A 15,430-nucleotide genomic window follows, 5' to 3' on the forward strand; every position below is an offset into this window, starting at 1 on the left:
GGTCGAGTATGACCAAAGACCAAGAGTCATCTATTGGACTTTCATATGTGCGCGCTATTGCTCCGTATGTGGGCGGTAAACCTATTAGCGAAGTAGCTAGAGAGTTGGGTTTAGATGAAAGCAAGATTGTTAAGTTAGCTTCTAATGAAAATCCATTGGGGATGCCTGACTCTGCTAAAAAAGCGATGGCAAAAGCAGCTGAGGATCTTGGTCGTTACCCCGATTCGAATGGATTTGATTTAAAAAATGCTTTAGCCAATAAACTTCAGGTGCCTTTTGAGTGGGTCACGCTAGGAAATGGTAGTAATGACATTCTTGAATTAACTGCAAGAGCGGTTGCTCATGAGGGCGATGAAGTTATTTTTTCAAAACATGCTTTTGCTGTTTATCCGCTAGCGACTCAGGCTGTGGGAGCGGTTGCCGTTGAAGTTCCCGCGACAGCCGATTATGGTCATGATTTGGCTGCGATGATAAAAGCCATTACGCCAAAGACGCGTTTAATTTTTGTGGCTAACCCAAATAATCCAACAGGTACTTTTTTGAAAGGGGCTGATATTGAGGCTTTTATCAAACAAGTACCAAGTCATGTGGTGGTAGTCATTGATGAGGCTTATAACGAATTTTTAACGCCAGAGCAGCAATACGATGCGCTTGCTTGGGTTAGATTGTTTCCCAATGTTGTAGTTTCAAGAAGTTTTTCCAAAGCTTATGGTTTGGCTGGTTTAAGAATTGGTTATGGTATTGCTCAGACCAATGTGACTGATTTACTTAATCGCATCCGTCAACCATTTAACGTTAATAGCTTGGCTCAGGCAGCTGCGATTGCCGCATTGGCTGACAAGGAGTTTTTGAAAAAATGCTATGACATTAACCGTGCTGGTTATAAGCAATTAACCGAAGCTTTTGATCAAATGGGATTACGTTATTTACCTTCTTCTGGAAATTTTGTTTTGGTGAAGGTGGGTGATGAGCCAACGGCAGGCGCCAAAATTAATCTTGAATTGTTAAAGGCGGGCATTATTGTGAGGCCCGTAGGTAATTATGGTTTGCCGGAGTGGTTGCGCATTTCAATTGGTTTGCCGGAAGAGAATGAGGCGTTTATAGCTGCTTTAAAAAAGATTTTGAATTAATGACAAACAATAAAACATCTGGATTAACGTTAGGCATCGTGGGCGTTGGCTTGATTGGAGCCTCGCTTGGTTTAGCGCATAAAAAAGCTAAGACATTCGACCGTATCATTGGTGTTGGCCGCTCACAAGCTAATTTAGATGAGGCCATGGCGATGGGCGCTATTGATGAGGCCATGAGCTTAGAGGCTTGTGCTCAATTAGCTGACGTGATCGTGGTATGCGTACCTGTTTCTCATACATTTGCAGTACTCCACGCTATTGAGCCGCATTTGAAACCGAATGCATTAATTACAGATGCAGGAAGTACTAAGAGCGATGTCATCATGGCTGCAAAAACTGCTCTTGGCGACAAGGTGGCGCAATTTATTCCTGCGCATCCGATTGCTGGTGGGGCTCAGCATGGTGCAACTGCAGCTAAGGCTGACTTGTTCCAAGATAAGCAAGTTATCTTATGTCCTTTGCAGGAAAATTTACCTCCAGCTGTTGATGCTATCAATGATTTTTGGTTGGCAGCGGGCGCACGTACTCACCGTATGTCATCCTTGCAACATGATGCAGTTTTTGCATCTATCTCTCATTTGCCTCACATCTTATCTTTTGCGTTGATGTTGCAAGTGGCAAATTCTGAAGATGCTTCTGTGAAATTAGGGCATGCCGGTGCAGGGTTTAAAGATTTCACTAGGATTGCTGCGTCAAGCCCTGAAATGTGGCGTGATATTTGTTTAGCAAATAAAACAGCGCTCTTAAAAGAGATGGATAACTATCTTAGTTTGACTAAGATGTTGAGAGACATTATTGCTAAAGAAGATGGCGATGCTTTATTAAAGGCGTTTACGCGTGCGAGTGTTGAGCGTCAAAAGTGGGAAGGTCGTTCATGAGCCAACCTCATTCAAATGATTTTATTGAGCTAGGGCCTTTTGAGCGGGCACATGGTCAGATCACATTGCCAGGTTCAAAAAGTATTTCTAATCGCGTGTTATTGCTATCTGCGCTAGCTACTGGAGTGACTCGCTTAAAAGGTTTATTGGATGCCGACGATACCCGCGTGATGAGATCTGCGCTTAAGACTTTAGGTGTGGGTGTTGATGAGGCGGATGGTGACTGTGTTGTTACTGGCGGTTCTGGTAAGTTTCCGCATTCGACAGCAGATTTATTTATGGGGAATGCCGGTACAGCGATTCGTCCTTTGACCGCCGCATTGGCTATTTTAGGTGGTCAATACCGTTTGCATGGTGTGCCACGTATGCATGAAAGACCTATTGGCGACTTGGTTGATGGGTTGCGTATGGTGGGCGCTGATGTGCAGTATGAGCAAAATGAAGGCTACCCGCCATTGAAAATTGGTCGTGGTGAGATTCGTACGGATGCGCCTATTAAAGTGCGAGGGGATGTTTCTAGCCAGTTCTTGACCGCACTTCTGATGTCTTTGCCGCTGGTTGCAAAAAATGAGATTTGTATTGAGGTAGTGGGTGAGTTAATTTCAAAACCCTATATTGATATCACTTTGAAATTGATGAGCCGTTTTGGTGTGGTGGTGCGCAATGAGGCGTGGCAGCGTTTTTATATCCCCGCCAATCTTGGTAATCCCTATACCAGCCCAGGCACTTTATATGTAGAGGGTGATGCTTCGTCTGCTTCTTATTTCTTAGCTGCTGGCGCTATTGGTCAGGGGCCTGTGCGTGTGATGGGGGTGGGCGCTAATAGTATTCAGGGAGATGTGGCTTTTGCTGATGCGTTAAAGCAAATGGGCGCTGTTGTGGAAGCAGGTGAGGATTGGATTGAGGTTCGAGGTGTGAATACCCCCAATCAAAAGCTGCGTGGTATTGAGCTTGATTGCATTGCCATTCCTGATGCTGCAATGACTTTGGCCGTGGCTGCTTTGTTTGTCGAAGGATCTACCAAATTGACCGGTATCGCTAGTTGGCGAGTTAAAGAGACTGATCGCATTGCCGCTATGGCAAAAGAGTTGCAAAAGATGGGGGCCGAAGTTATATCTGGGGATGATTTTATTCAGGTAAGTCCACCTGTTCATTGGGCAACACCTGCTGAAGGTATTGATACCTATGATGATCACAGAATGGCTATGTGTTTTTCTTTGGCAACATTCGGACCACTAAAAGTACGCATTAATGAACCTAATTGTGTTGCTAAAACTTTCCCGGAGTATTTCAAAGAATTTGCGTTAATTACCCATTAATTGGGTGGTAAAAGAGTATTTTTTCTCCCGGATAAGGTTTTAATCGTTTCACATTAAGAAATAATTAATCTATTAATTAAGCAATTATTTATAGCTAAAAGTTAAAAAACTAAAAAATGACGACTATTTCCACCCAATCTGTCCCCGTTATCGCTATTGATGGACCTACTGCCTCAGGTAAGGGTACGGTTGCTCAGAGGGTGGCAGAAGCTTTGGGATTTCATTATTTGGATAGTGGTGCTTTGTACCGTTTGGTGGGTTTAGCTAGTTTTAAAGCAGGGGTCAGCACCGATTCTGAGCCAGATTTAATTCCAATTGCTGAAAAATTAAATGTTATTTTTCAAGGGGATAGGGTTTTTTTGGCGGACGAGGATGTTACTGATGTGATTCGCCAAGAAGCGATGGGGAAGCGCGCTTCAGAGGTCGCGGTTCATCCGGGAGTTAGGGCTGCCTTAGTTGCTAGACAACAGGCATTTCGTCAAGCTCCTGGTCTGGTTGCTGATGGCCGAGATATGGCGAGCGTTATTTTCCAAGACGCTATCACCAAAGTATTTTTAACCGCTAGTGTTGAAGCTAGGGCTGAGAGACGCTATAAACAATTGATAGCTAAGGGGTTTTCTGCTAACATGAGCATCCTTTTGCAGGATTTACGTGATCGGGATGCGCGCGATGCTAATCGCAGCACTTCGCCACTAAAAGCTGTAGAAGGGGCTCATCATCTTGACACCACGTCCATGACGATTGAAGAGGCGGTGAACCAAGTTCTTGCTTGGTATAAGGCTAGTTAAGTTTTATATCAGTGGGAAAAATAAAGCGCTAACGCTTGCAACGCGAGTGTTGGTATTTTTAACCTAACCCGTCGGTTTCTTTTCTGACGGCTATATAGTGAAAACACATGTCTGAATCTTTTGCAGCTCTATTTGAAGAATCCCTAGCCCGCTCGAACATGAAGGCTGGTCAAGTTATTTCCGCTGAAGTTGTTCGTATCGATCACAACTTCGTAGTGGTTAATGCCGGTTTGAAATCTGAAGCTTTCATCTCAGTTGAGGAATTCCTTAACGATCAAGGTGAAATCGAAGTTCAACCAGGCGATTTCGTTTCTGTTGCGATTGACGCATTAGAAAACGGTTACGGTGACACAGTGTTGTCTCGTGACAAAGCTAAGCGTTTAGCATCTTGGTTGAACCTAGAAAAAGCTCTTGAGCAAGGTGAACTTGTAACTGGTGCCGTAACTGGCAAGGTTAAGGGTGGTTTGACAGTGATGGTGAATGGTATCCGTGCTTTCTTGCCGGGATCTTTGTTGGATACGCGTCCTATTAAGGACACATCTCCATACGAAGGCAAGACTATGGAGTTCAAGGTTATCAAGCTTGACCGTAAACGCAACAACGTTGTGTTATCGCGTCGTGCTGTTGTTGAAGCTAGCCAAGGCGAAGAGCGCGCTAAGCTTCTTTCAAATCTTAAAGAAGGTACTGTTGTTCAAGGTATCGTTAAAAACATTACTGACTACGGTGCGTTCGTGGATCTTGGCGGTGTGGATGGCTTGTTGCACATTACGGACTTGGCATGGCGTCGTGTTCGTCACCCAAGCGAAATGTTGACTGTTGGTCAAGAAGTAACAGCTAAGATTCTTAAGTACGATCAAGATAAGAATCGTGTTTCTTTGGGTATCAAGCAATTGGGCGACGATCCATGGGTTGGTATCGCACGTCGTTACCCACCAAACACACGTTTATTCGGTAAGGTAACTAACTTAACTGATTACGGTTCATTCGTTGAGATCGAAACAGGTATCGAAGGTTTGGTACACGTTTCTGAAATGGACTGGACAAACAAGAACGTTGCTCCAAGCAAAGTAGTTCAGTTGGGTATGGAAGTTGAAGTAATGGTTCTAGACATTGATGAAGACAAGCGTCGTATCAGCTTGGGTATGAAGCAATGTAAGCCAAACCCATGGGATGAGTTTGCACGTGCACACCAAAAAGGTGAGAAGTTAAGCGGCGCAATCAAGTCTATTACTGACTTTGGCGTGTTCATTGGTTTGCCTGGTGGTATCGACGGTTTGGTTCACTTGTCTGATTTGTCATGGCAAGAAACTGGCGAAGAAGCTGTTCGCAAATACAAAAAAGGTGACGAAGTTGAAACAGTTGTTTTGGCTATCGACGTTGAAAAAGAGCGCATTTCTCTTGGTATCAAACAGTTGTCTGGTGACCCATTCAACAACTACACATCTACTAGCGACAAAGGCAGTATCGTTGACGGTACAGTGAAGAGTGTTGATGCTAAAGGTGCTGTGATTCAGTTGGCTGATGAAGTTGAAGGCTATTTGCGCGCTTCTGAAATTTCAACTGACCGCGTTGAAGATGCTCGTAACTTGTTAAAAGAAGGTGACGCCGTTAATGCGATGATCATCAATATTGACCGCAAGTCACGCAACATCAACTTGTCTATCAAGGCTAAAGATAGCGCCGATCAGCAACAAGCTATTAGCAAGTTGCAGAACGAAGCTAGTGCAGGCACTACGAATTTAGGTGCATTGCTTAAAGCTAAGTTGGACAACCAAGGTAATTAATACTTGGTGTAATGTATGGGGAAATCCTCACCCATGAGGGTGGGGATTTTCAAATTGGACAAATAAGAATATTGTTGAGTTATGGACGATTTAGAACGCAGTGATTCATCGACGATCACACGATCAGAATTGGTAGAGCGTTTAGCTCAGGCGTTTCCGCAGCTATTGCCGCGAGATGTGGAGTTGGCCGTTAAAACATTGCTTGACACTATGTCGCAGGCATTGGCCGATGGCAAGCGCATCGAATTACGTGGTTTCGGTAGTTTTGTTATGCATCATCGCCCGCCTCGCCAAGGACGTAATCCAAAGTCTGGTGAAAAAGTGATGGTTCCAGAAAAACATGTGCCGCACTTTAAGCCTGGCAAAGAGTTAAGAGAGCGAGTAGATTTTCCAAAAAAGGATGAATCTGCAGAATGACAGCGTTTCTAAATGCCGCACTTAAAGTATTGCGGATTGTTGGACGATTCATTATTTTTATTCTTTTAGTCTTGTTGGCTTTAAGTAATACCCAAGAAATTCATTTTCAATTGCTCCCCGGTCTAAGTTGGGAGTTACCTCTTATTTTTGTTTTATTCATAGCCTTTGTTTTAGGCATTTTGCTTACTTTATTAAGTGGCGTTTCTATTCGTCGCTTAAAACAGCCACGTTAAATAATCGTGTTACAGATTGAACCTTGGTGGTTGTTCGCGCTGCTAGTTACCTTTGCATTAGGTTGGGTTGGCGCGCGTTGGGATATGCGTTTAGAAAAACGCGAAAATGAGATTGAGCGTTTAGCTCAACAAAAATCCACTTTTAAAGGTTTGAATCTGCTATTAAATGAGGAGCCTGATAAAGCAATTGATGCTTTAGTGCAGATTGCTCAATTGGATCCTGAAACAACAGAATTACACTTTGCACTAGGCAGTTTATTTAGACGCCGAGGTGAAACAGAACGCGCGATTCGTGTGCATCAACATTTGGCTAATCGCGATGATTTGCCTTCTAGACATCGGGATCATGCCGCCTACGAGTTAGGCCGAGATTTTTTAAGAGCCGGTCTATTGGATCGAGCCGAGACATCATTGCATCGGGTTAGTGCGGCCAGTAAATATGGTATTCCTGCAAAAGAAAGTCTTTTGGAGATGTATCAGGTTGAAAAAGATTGGACAAAGGCCATTATCGCCTGTCAGGAATTGGGTGAGTTGCAAGGGAGGCCGCGTTACAAAGAGTTGGCGCACTTTCATTGTGAGCTAGCTGAAGAGGCCTTGCGTCTTAAAAACCCGGAACTGGTGGCGGAGCATCTTAATTTCGCTATGGAAGCTGTGCCCAATCATCCGCGAGCAACTATTTTGAGAGGTGATTTATTGGTATCTCAAAATCAGTTATCCGAGGCAGTAAAAGTTTGGTCTTATATCTATCAACATCATGTCGCGTATTTGCCATTGGTTGCGGATCGCTGGATGAAAGTTCATCAGGTCTTAGGGAAGACGGATGAGGCTTTGCAAGTGTTAATTGATGCTTTGCAAACCCAGGCTAGCGGGGAATTATTAGATATCACTTTTAGACATGTCTTGGCTTTGCGTGGCAATGAGGCTGCAGAAGCGCTGATGACTGATGTGATGCAACATACGCCTAGTTTGAGTGCTATGGCGTTAAGATCACAAGCTAGATTGAGTTTGGCTGAGGTTGCTGGAGATAAAGAGAAGCAGCTAGACATTAAGGCATCTTTGGGGCTTTTGAAGCAACGCACGAATAGTTTGGCTCGGTATACCTGTGGTAATTGTGGTTTTAGAGCAAGACGTTTTTATTGGCAGTGCCCAGGTTGTAATGCTTGGGAATCGTATTCTCCAAGACGTGGTGAGGGTGCCGCGCCATCTGGCCCATCAATGTAATTAAATATTTGATACCAAAAAATTAACGAAAATAATGAGCATGGATATTAAATTAACAACATCGGATATTGAGAAGTTTCGACAGGCTCGCGTTTTAGTCGTTGGCGATGTTATGTTGGATCGATATTGGTTTGGTGATACGGAAAGAATTTCTCCTGAAGCCCCCGTGCCAGTTGTTTTGGTTGGTAAGAATGATGAGCGCTTAGGTGGCGCTGCTAACGTTGCGCGCAATGCTGCTAGTATTGGTGCGAAGATCTCTATCTTGGGCGTGGTTGGTGATGATGAGCCTGGGCGTCGTATTGAAGAATTACTGGAAAACCAGGGCGTGACTAGTTATTTGCAGCGCGATGCGAGTGCTCCGACAACCGTAAAGTTGCGCGTGGTGGCGAGGCAACAACAGTTAATTAGACTTGATTTCGAACAGGCTCCAACGCATGAAGCGTTATTAAATAAGTTGGAACAATTTCAAGCCTTGTTACCAGAAGTGGATGCTGTAGTTTTTTCTGATTACGGTAAAGGTGGTCTAACCCATGTAACCAAGATGATTGAAGCTGCCAGAGCTGCAGGTAAGGTTGTCTTAGTTGATCCCAAAGGGGATGATTACTCTAAGTACAAAGGTGCATCCATTATTACCCCGAACCGTTCTGAGTTAAGGCAGGTCGTGGGTCGTTGGAAAGATGAGGCCGACCTTTTCCAGAAAGCTCAAGCACTTAGAGTTGAATTGGGTTTGGATGCTTTGTTATTAACGCGCTCTGAAGAAGGTATGAGCCTTTTTACGGAGTCAGGTGTTGAGCACGTTACGGCTCAAGCCCGTGAAGTTTTTGATGTGTCTGGTGCTGGTGATACAGTAATTGCATCTATGGCAGTTGCTCTAGCAGCTAAATGGTCTCCAGCACAAGCAATGAAGTTGGCTAATAAAGCCGGCGGCATTGTCGTGGGTAAGTTGGGTACAGCAACCGTATCTTTAGAGGAATTGCAATGACATATATCGTGACTGGCGCAGCTGGCTTTATTGGATCAAATCTGGTTGAAGCGTTAAATAAACGCGGCATTAAGGATGTCATTGCTGTTGATGAGTTAAAGCCTGCTGATAAATATCGCAATCTTGCCGATTTGGAAATTGCTGATTACTTAGATAAGTCAGAGTTTATTGAAGCTTTTGCTAAAGGAAAGTTTGGCAAGGTGGAGGCGGTTTTCCATGAGGGCGCTTGCTCTGACACGATGGAGACCGATGGCAAATACATGATGGCGAATAATTATCGCTATTCAATTGAATTGTTAGACATTTGTACAGAACAAAAGGTGCCATATCTTTACGCCTCTTCAGCTGCTACTTATGGTGGTTCTGATGTATTTAAAGAGAGTCGTGAATTTGAAAAGCCATTGAATGTTTATGGTTACTCAAAATTTTTATTTGATCAGGTAGTTCGCCAGCGTTTCTTGCAAAAGAAAACCACTGCTCAAGTAGTGGGTTTTAGATACTTTAACGTTTATGGCCCAAGAGAGTCTCATAAAGGTCGTATGGCGTCTGTGGCATTTCATCACTACCATCAGTTCTTGGAAACTCAAGCCGTGAAGTTGTTTGGTGAGTATGGTGGTTATGCTCCTGGTGAACAAAAGCGGGACTTTGTTTCAGTGGAAGATGTGGTGAAAGTAAATTTATTCTTCCAAGATCACCCTGAGAAAAGCGGTATTTTTAATTTAGGAACTGGCCGAGCTCAGCCGTTTAATGATGTGGCGCGCTCAGTCATTAATAGTCTTCGCTCTATTGAAGGTGAAAGTGAGCTACCTTTGTCGGAATTGGTAGATGAGCGCTTGATTGAGTATGTGGCTTTTCCTGAAGCATTGCGTGGCAAATATCAATCATTTACACAGGCTGATTTGACTCATTTGAGAGCTGCTGGTTATCAAGATGATTTCTTGACTGTTGAGCAAGGTGTTAAGAAATACATGACTTGGTTGTCAGAAAATTCAGATTTTCTTGCCCAACCTTTGTAAGCATCTTTAGTTCAGTCAACCTACAGACTGCTAATTCGTTCTAGAAAAGCTTCATCAGTCGATGGAGCTTTTTCTTTTGGAGGAGTTTGTATGTTATTTAAAAATACGAGTGTCTTAAAGGTGGCCGGTTTAGCCTTAAGTGGGTTGTTGGGCTGGTTTTTATTAAGCGGAAGTGCCCATGCAGCTGTTGAGGTCAATTCTGCAGATCAAGCGGCTTTAGAGTCAGTTAGAGGCCTAGGGCCGTCTAAAGCTAAGGCGATTTTGGCGGAAAGGAAAAAGAATGGTCCTTTTAAAGATGCGGCAGATTTGCATGGAAGAGTGAAGGGTATCGGTGAAAAAACAGTGGAGCGGTTGATGGGTAACGGCTTGCTGGTTAATGGCAAGTCAACCGCTGCTGCGGGGCCCTCTAAAAAAGTCAAAGCGGCTGATAAAGGTTTTGAGAAGGCAGATGGCCCAGTTAAACAAGTTAGGCAACGAAAGGCCAAAGAAGAGAAAAAAGAATAAAAAGAGCAAACCTATTTTTTAAATTGATTTAATTAAAAAATTAGGCATATGGATACAATCAACTTATATTAAGATTGAACACATATGCCTAACCTAACATCTAAGACAACACCTAACTATCCCACCATTGCTCAAACTGTTGGCCATACGCCATTAGTTCGTTTGCAGCGTATCCCAGGCCCTGAAAATGCTGCTAGAAATAACATTATCTTGGGGAAGATGGAGGGGAATAACCCAGCGGGTTCCGTCAAGGATCGACCTGCTTTATCTATGTTCTTGCGCGCTGAGGAGCGTGGCGATATTAAGCCTGGTGATACCTTGATTGAGGCAACCAGTGGTAATACGGGGATTGCTTTAGCCATGGTGGCAGCGATTTTGGGTTACAAGATTATTTTAGTGATGCCTGAGAATCAGAGTATTGAGCGTCGCCAAAGTATGGCAGCTTATGGTGCTGAATTAGTATTGACCCCATCAACGGGCGGTATGGAGTATGCCAGAGACTATGCTGAGCAATTACAGCGAGAAGGTAAGGGTAAGATTCTGGATCAGTTCTCCAATAAAGATAATCCTTTAGCGCATATTGAATCGACTGGTCCTGAGATTTGGCAAGATACACATGGTCAAGTGACGCATTTTGTTTCTGCGATGGGTACAACAGGAACAATTACGGGTGTATCTATCTATCTAAAAGAGCAAAATCCAAATATTCAAATTATTGGCGCGCAACCAGAAGAAGGTTCGCAGATTCCGGGTATTCGTAAATGGTCTCCAGATTACATCCCTAAGATTTATGCTGATGCCAAAGTTGATCGAATTGAGTATGTGAGTCAGGCAGCGGCGGAAGATATGACTAGGCGTTTGGCTAGGGAAGAGGGTATTTTTTGTGGGATTTCTGCTGCTGGTGCATTAGTTGTGGCTTTGCGTATTGCCGAGCGTGTTGAGAATGCGACGATTGTGTTTATCGTGTGTGATAGAGGCGATCGTTATTTATCAACGGGCGTTTTCCCTGCTTAATTGACGCTGAAATAAATAATTAATTATTTTGATTGGCTTGACTAATATTTTTTGATTTTTTGGCAGAAGCCTTCTTAGAGGGCTTCTTTGTTTTTTTGACGGACTTTTTTGCAATGGTAGCCTCCGATAAAGGCGTGCCTCTTAATGCATCCGCAAATTCTGCAACTGACTGAGCGTAAAAAAAGCTACGGTTGTAATCGCAAATAGCAATAAAGTTTCGTAGGCCAATGACATATTGAACTTCTGTTTCACCATTGCTGGTAGGGCTTGGCAAATCAACCACTAAGCTTGGTGTTGACTCTGGCAATGTTGAAGATTCAATTATTTTTTCTTTTATTAACTGCCCTAGCTGCAATTTTGCTTTGGGTTCGCCATCGGCCAATTTTTGAGCAATTGCTAATGTCTCGTTACTCATCATCATTTTTAAGTAAACCGGCTCATCTTTTACCCAGCCATGCATCTTTAAAAAATTGCCGACACTGGCAATGGCATCTTCAGGGGAGTTGCGTAAGTCGATCTTGCCATCTTTGTCTCCATCAATGCCAAATTTTCTGATGCTACTTGGCATGAATTGGGGTAATCCAATCGCGCCTGCATAAGATCCTGTTTGGTTTAAGCAACTCTTAAATAATTTGGACTTTGGGTTTTCCTGCCAACACAATAAAATTAAATCTTCTAACTGATTTTTAAATAAGGTTTCACGACTCGCTCTATTAGGTGTGTTTGGGTATTGGAATCCTAGTGTGATGAGTGTGTCTTTGGTCGAAAAGGTTCCCATCTGTTTGCCATAGATGGTTTCAACACCAATAATGGCTACGATGATTTCTGGTGGGACACCTGTTTGTTGTGAAACTTCTTTGATAAACGATTGGTGCTTCGCCCAGAATTGCTGCCCCGCAGCAAGTCTTTTTGGTTCAACAAATCGACTGCGATAAACCTTCCAGTTTTTTTGAAATCCTGGCGGAGGTGGCAAGACGAGTTTTCTGATGGATGGGATGCTCTTGGCGTCCTCAAAGGCTAGGTTAAGTTCAGCTAAAGGTATTTGATGGTCTTTACTTATTTTTTCTAAGAATGGCTTAAGGGCATCGGGTTTTTGTTCGCTGATCTGAAGTTCTTCTGTGGGGGTGTTGCTAATGGAAATATCTTTTGTTGGGTTACTTGGAAGCGATGAGCAACCGGATAGAACAAATATAAAGAGTAGGGCGCTTAAGCCTAATTTGGCTTGGGAAGTACCGCTTAAATGGGTTATGGTCTTATTTAGCAATTGTGGAAGTAGAACTTAAATTAGGATTTAATGGATGTTCAAGTAATTAGTGTGTAATTTTATAAATGAATAATGAACTAGATAAACCAATTATTCCATTGAATCATTCAGATTGATATGAGTACTGCCTACATAAGTCATCCAGATTGTTTGCGCCATGAAATGGGGCGGCATCATCCTGAATGTCCGCAGCGTTTGCAGGCGATTGAAGATCAATTAATTCTGAGTCGGATTGATTGTTATTTGACGCGCATTGATCCGCCTTTAGCAACGGAAGAACAGCTGGCATTGGTCCACACTCAGGATCATATTGATTTCATCAAATCTCATGCTCCTGAATCTGGGTATTACTCGATTGATGGCGATACAACGATGAACGCGCATACTTGGCAGGCTGCTTTACGTTCCGCCGGAGGTGCTATTGCAGCAGTTGATGCCGTGATGAGCGGTGAAGTAAAAAATGCTTTTACTTGTTTGAGACCTCCTGGGCATCATGCTGAGCCACATCTAGCGATGGGTTTTTGTTTCTTTAATAATATTGCGATTGCTGCAAAACATGCTTTAGAGAAGCATGGTGTAGATCGAGTCGCCATCATTGATTTTGATGTTCACCATGGCAATGGTACGGAGGCCGCATTTAAAAACGACCCGCGTGTTTTGATGTGCAGTTATTTTCAGCATCCTTTTTATCCTTATTCTGGGGCGGATGTTGATTTGCCTAATATGGTTAATGTGCCATTGCCTGCTTATACGGATGGTGTCGCTGTTAGAGAGGTGGTTGAGTTAGCTTGGTTACCTCGTTTAAGAGAATTTAAGCCACAACTTATTTTGATTTCTGCGGGTTTTGATGCCCACAGGGAAGATGATATGGGGCAAATGGCCTTGGTAGAGGCAGATTATGCATGGATCACTCGTCAACTTATGACAGTTGCCAATGAAACCGCTCAGGGACGTATTGTGAGTTGTCTAGAGGGTGGTTACAGCCTATCTGCACTAGCTAGAAGTGTTGTTGCTCATTTGAAAGAATTAGCCGATCTATAACTAAAGGTTCGGTTTTATAAGGGGAATCCCTAAAAATGGTTCGAAGCCAGTCCAGATGGTGATACTGTTTGACGTTTCGAGCAATTGTGATTGTTTTATTTAAAGGCGGAGTGTATTGAGTATGTCTAATATTTATGAGCATGGCTTAGATAAGAATGCCGCAAATTTTTCTCCTATTACCCCTATTAGTTTTATTGAACGGGCTGCCAAAATTTATCCTAATAAGGTAGCAGTGATTCATGGTGGTTTGAGAAGAACTTGGTCCGAAACTTATGCAAGAACAAGGCAATTAGCGAGTGCTTTGATTAAGGCAGGTGTTGGTGTTGGTGATACGGTCGCTGTGATGTTGCCTAATACACCTCCCATGGTCGAAGCTCATTTTGGGGTGCCAATGGTGGGGGCGGTACTTAACTCTTTGAACACCCGTTTAGATCCTGAAGCCATTGCGTTTATGTTGAATCACGGTGAAGCAAAGGTCGTGATTGTCGACCCTGAATTTAGTGGCGTGATGAAGAAAGCTTTGGCTATGGCGAAAGCTGAGTCACCAAGAGATATTTTGGTGATTGATGTGATTGATAAAGAATATGAAGGTGCTAGCGAAAAATTAGGTTCGGTTGATTACGATACATTTATCGCAGGCGGTGACCCTAATCATGCTTGGCGGATGCCGAAAGACGAGTGGGAGTCCATTTGCCTTAACTACACCTCTGGTACAACGGGCAATCCAAAAGGGGTGGTGTATCACCACCGTGGTGCTGCAATTAATGCTGTTTCTAATATTCTCGAGTGGGATATGCCCAAGCATCCAGTTTATCTTTGGACGCTCCCCATGTTCCATTGCAATGGTTGGTGTTTCCCGTGGACAGTAGCAGCTAGAGCTGGTGTCAACGTTTGTTTAAGAAGGGTGGATGCCAAGTCTATTTTTGAAGCAATGAAAACCCATGGTGTCACGCATTATTGTGCTGCGCCGATTGTGCATGGTTTATTGGTGAATGCATCTGAGGAATTAAAAGCAGGTGTGCCAACAGGTGTGAAAGGCATGGTGGCTGGTGCAGCGCCTCCAGCAGCCATGATTGAGGGTATGGAAAAAATGGGCTTTGACCTAACCCATGTGTATGGTTTGACTGAGGTTTATGGTCCTGCCGCCGTTTGCGTCAAGCATGATGAATGGAAAGACATTGATATTGGTGAGCGTGCTAGATTGAATGCTCGTCAAGGTGTGCGTTATCACATGCAAGAAGCTGTAACCGTGATGGATCCTGAGACTATGCAACCGGTGCCGGCCGATGGTGAGACCATGGGAGAAATCATGTTCCGTGGCAATATCACTATGAAGGGGTATCTTAAAAATCCTAAGGCGACTCAAGAAGCCTTCGAGGGTGGTTGGTTCCACTCTGGGGATTTGGCGGTGATGTACCCGGATGGTTACGTCAAAATTAAAGACCGTAGTAAAGACATCATTATTTCTGGTGGTGAAAATATATCTTCAATTGAAGTGGAGGATGTTTTGTATCGTCACCCTGCAGTTTTAGCAGCGGCAGTGGTTGCGAAACCGGATGCTAAATGGGGTGAGACACCTTGCGCATTTTTAGAGGTTAAGCCTGACGCCAATGTCACAGCAGAAGATATCGTTGCTCACTGTAAGAAGCATTTAGCTGGATTTAAGATTCCTAGAGCGGTTGTTTTTGGTGAATTACCTAAAACCTCCACGGGCAAAATCCAGAAGTTTGAATTGCGTAAAAAAGCTGGGTCCGCAACCGCTATCGACGTATAAAATAAAGCATAGTGCGTTTTTATTGGACTCAACCCTAAAAGAGCTCCAATAGGACGCACAATGTC

At 43.6% G+C, this 15,430-nt stretch carries 13 protein-coding genes and 2 pseudogenes; 14 read left to right on the forward strand and 1 reads right to left on the reverse strand.

Going from position 1 to position 15,430, the window contains the following annotated elements; genetic code table 11:
* Positions 1–8: 8 nt before the first annotated feature.
* The 12 genes and pseudogenes from hisC to cysM all read left to right on the forward strand — a co-directional run bounded on the left by hisC (position 9) and on the right by cysM (position 11,286).
* Positions 9–1,130 carry a histidinol-phosphate transaminase gene (gene hisC, locus ICV01_RS02605; protein WP_215288318.1) on the forward strand — a complete coding sequence of 374 codons (1,122 nt, stop codon included), beginning with the start codon at positions 9–11 and terminating at the stop codon, positions 1,128–1,130.
* The gene (locus tag ICV01_RS02610) at positions 1,130–2,008 is read left to right on the forward strand and encodes a prephenate dehydrogenase/arogenate dehydrogenase family protein (protein WP_215288321.1); all 879 of its coding nucleotides are present in this window, start codon (positions 1,130–1,132) and stop codon (positions 2,006–2,008) included. The genes hisC and ICV01_RS02610 overlap by 1 nt, the downstream gene beginning before the upstream one ends.
* Positions 2,005–3,327 carry a 3-phosphoshikimate 1-carboxyvinyltransferase gene (gene aroA / locus ICV01_RS02615; protein ID WP_215288323.1) on the forward strand — a complete coding sequence of 441 codons (1,323 nt, stop codon included), beginning with the start codon at positions 2,005–2,007 and terminating at the stop codon, positions 3,325–3,327. The genes ICV01_RS02610 and aroA overlap by 4 nt, the downstream gene beginning before the upstream one ends.
* A gap of 116 nt (positions 3,328–3,443) precedes the next feature.
* Entirely contained in the window at positions 3,444–4,115 is a 672-nt protein-coding gene (cmk, locus tag ICV01_RS02620) for a (d)CMP kinase (protein WP_215288325.1), read from the forward strand.
* Positions 4,116–4,222: 107 nt separating this feature from the next.
* Positions 4,223–5,899, forward strand: coding sequence for a 30S ribosomal protein S1 (gene rpsA, locus ICV01_RS02625; protein ID WP_215288327.1), 1,677 nt, complete (start codon positions 4,223–4,225; stop codon positions 5,897–5,899).
* Positions 5,900–5,980: 81 nt separating this feature from the next.
* Positions 5,981–6,286, forward strand: a pseudogene (locus ICV01_RS02630) (integration host factor subunit beta); the annotation flags it as partial.
* A 26-nt stretch (positions 6,287–6,312) separates the two neighbouring features.
* The gene (locus ICV01_RS02635) at positions 6,313–6,549 is read left to right on the forward strand and encodes a lipopolysaccharide assembly protein LapA domain-containing protein (protein ID WP_215288331.1); all 237 of its coding nucleotides are present in this window, start codon (positions 6,313–6,315) and stop codon (positions 6,547–6,549) included.
* 6 nt (positions 6,550–6,555) lie between these two features.
* The gene (lapB, locus tag ICV01_RS02640) at positions 6,556–7,770 is read left to right on the forward strand and encodes a lipopolysaccharide assembly protein LapB (protein ID WP_215288333.1); all 1,215 of its coding nucleotides are present in this window, start codon (positions 6,556–6,558) and stop codon (positions 7,768–7,770) included.
* A gap of 40 nt (positions 7,771–7,810) precedes the next feature.
* Positions 7,811–8,752 carry a D-glycero-beta-D-manno-heptose-7-phosphate kinase gene (rfaE1, locus tag ICV01_RS02645; protein WP_215288335.1) on the forward strand — a complete coding sequence of 314 codons (942 nt, stop codon included), beginning with the start codon at positions 7,811–7,813 and terminating at the stop codon, positions 8,750–8,752.
* On the forward strand, positions 8,749–9,768 hold the full coding sequence (rfaD, locus tag ICV01_RS02650) for an ADP-glyceromanno-heptose 6-epimerase (RefSeq protein ID WP_215288337.1): 1,020 nt from the start codon (positions 8,749–8,751) through the stop codon (positions 9,766–9,768). The genes rfaE1 and rfaD overlap by 4 nt, the downstream gene beginning before the upstream one ends.
* A gap of 90 nt (positions 9,769–9,858) precedes the next feature.
* Positions 9,859–10,194: pseudogene (locus ICV01_RS02655) on the forward strand (ComEA family DNA-binding protein); the annotation flags it as partial.
* A 162-nt stretch (positions 10,195–10,356) separates the two neighbouring features.
* On the forward strand, positions 10,357–11,286 hold the full coding sequence (gene cysM, locus ICV01_RS02660; RefSeq protein WP_215288341.1) for a cysteine synthase CysM: 930 nt from the start codon (positions 10,357–10,359) through the stop codon (positions 11,284–11,286).
* A gap of 19 nt (positions 11,287–11,305) precedes the next feature.
* Here the strand turns inward: cysM and mltB are convergent, their stop codons facing one another.
* Entirely contained in the window at positions 11,306–12,550 is a 1,245-nt protein-coding gene (gene mltB, locus ICV01_RS02665; protein ID WP_215288345.1) for a lytic murein transglycosylase B, read from the reverse strand.
* A 117-nt stretch (positions 12,551–12,667) separates the two neighbouring features.
* On the opposite strand from mltB, the gene ICV01_RS02670 reads away from it, so the two are divergent.
* Together ICV01_RS02670 and ICV01_RS02675 are read left to right on the forward strand one after the other, a co-directional pair.
* Entirely contained in the window at positions 12,668–13,591 is a 924-nt protein-coding gene (locus ICV01_RS02670) for a histone deacetylase family protein (RefSeq protein ID WP_215288346.1), read from the forward strand.
* Positions 13,592–13,712: 121 nt separating this feature from the next.
* Entirely contained in the window at positions 13,713–15,365 is a 1,653-nt protein-coding gene (locus tag ICV01_RS02675; RefSeq protein WP_215288348.1) for an acyl-CoA synthetase, read from the forward strand.
* Positions 15,366–15,430 lie beyond the last annotated feature (65 nt).

It is taken from the genome of Polynucleobacter sp. MWH-Spelu-300-X4 (assembly GCF_018687515.1).
GTDB lineage: Bacteria > Pseudomonadota > Gammaproteobacteria > Burkholderiales > Burkholderiaceae > Polynucleobacter.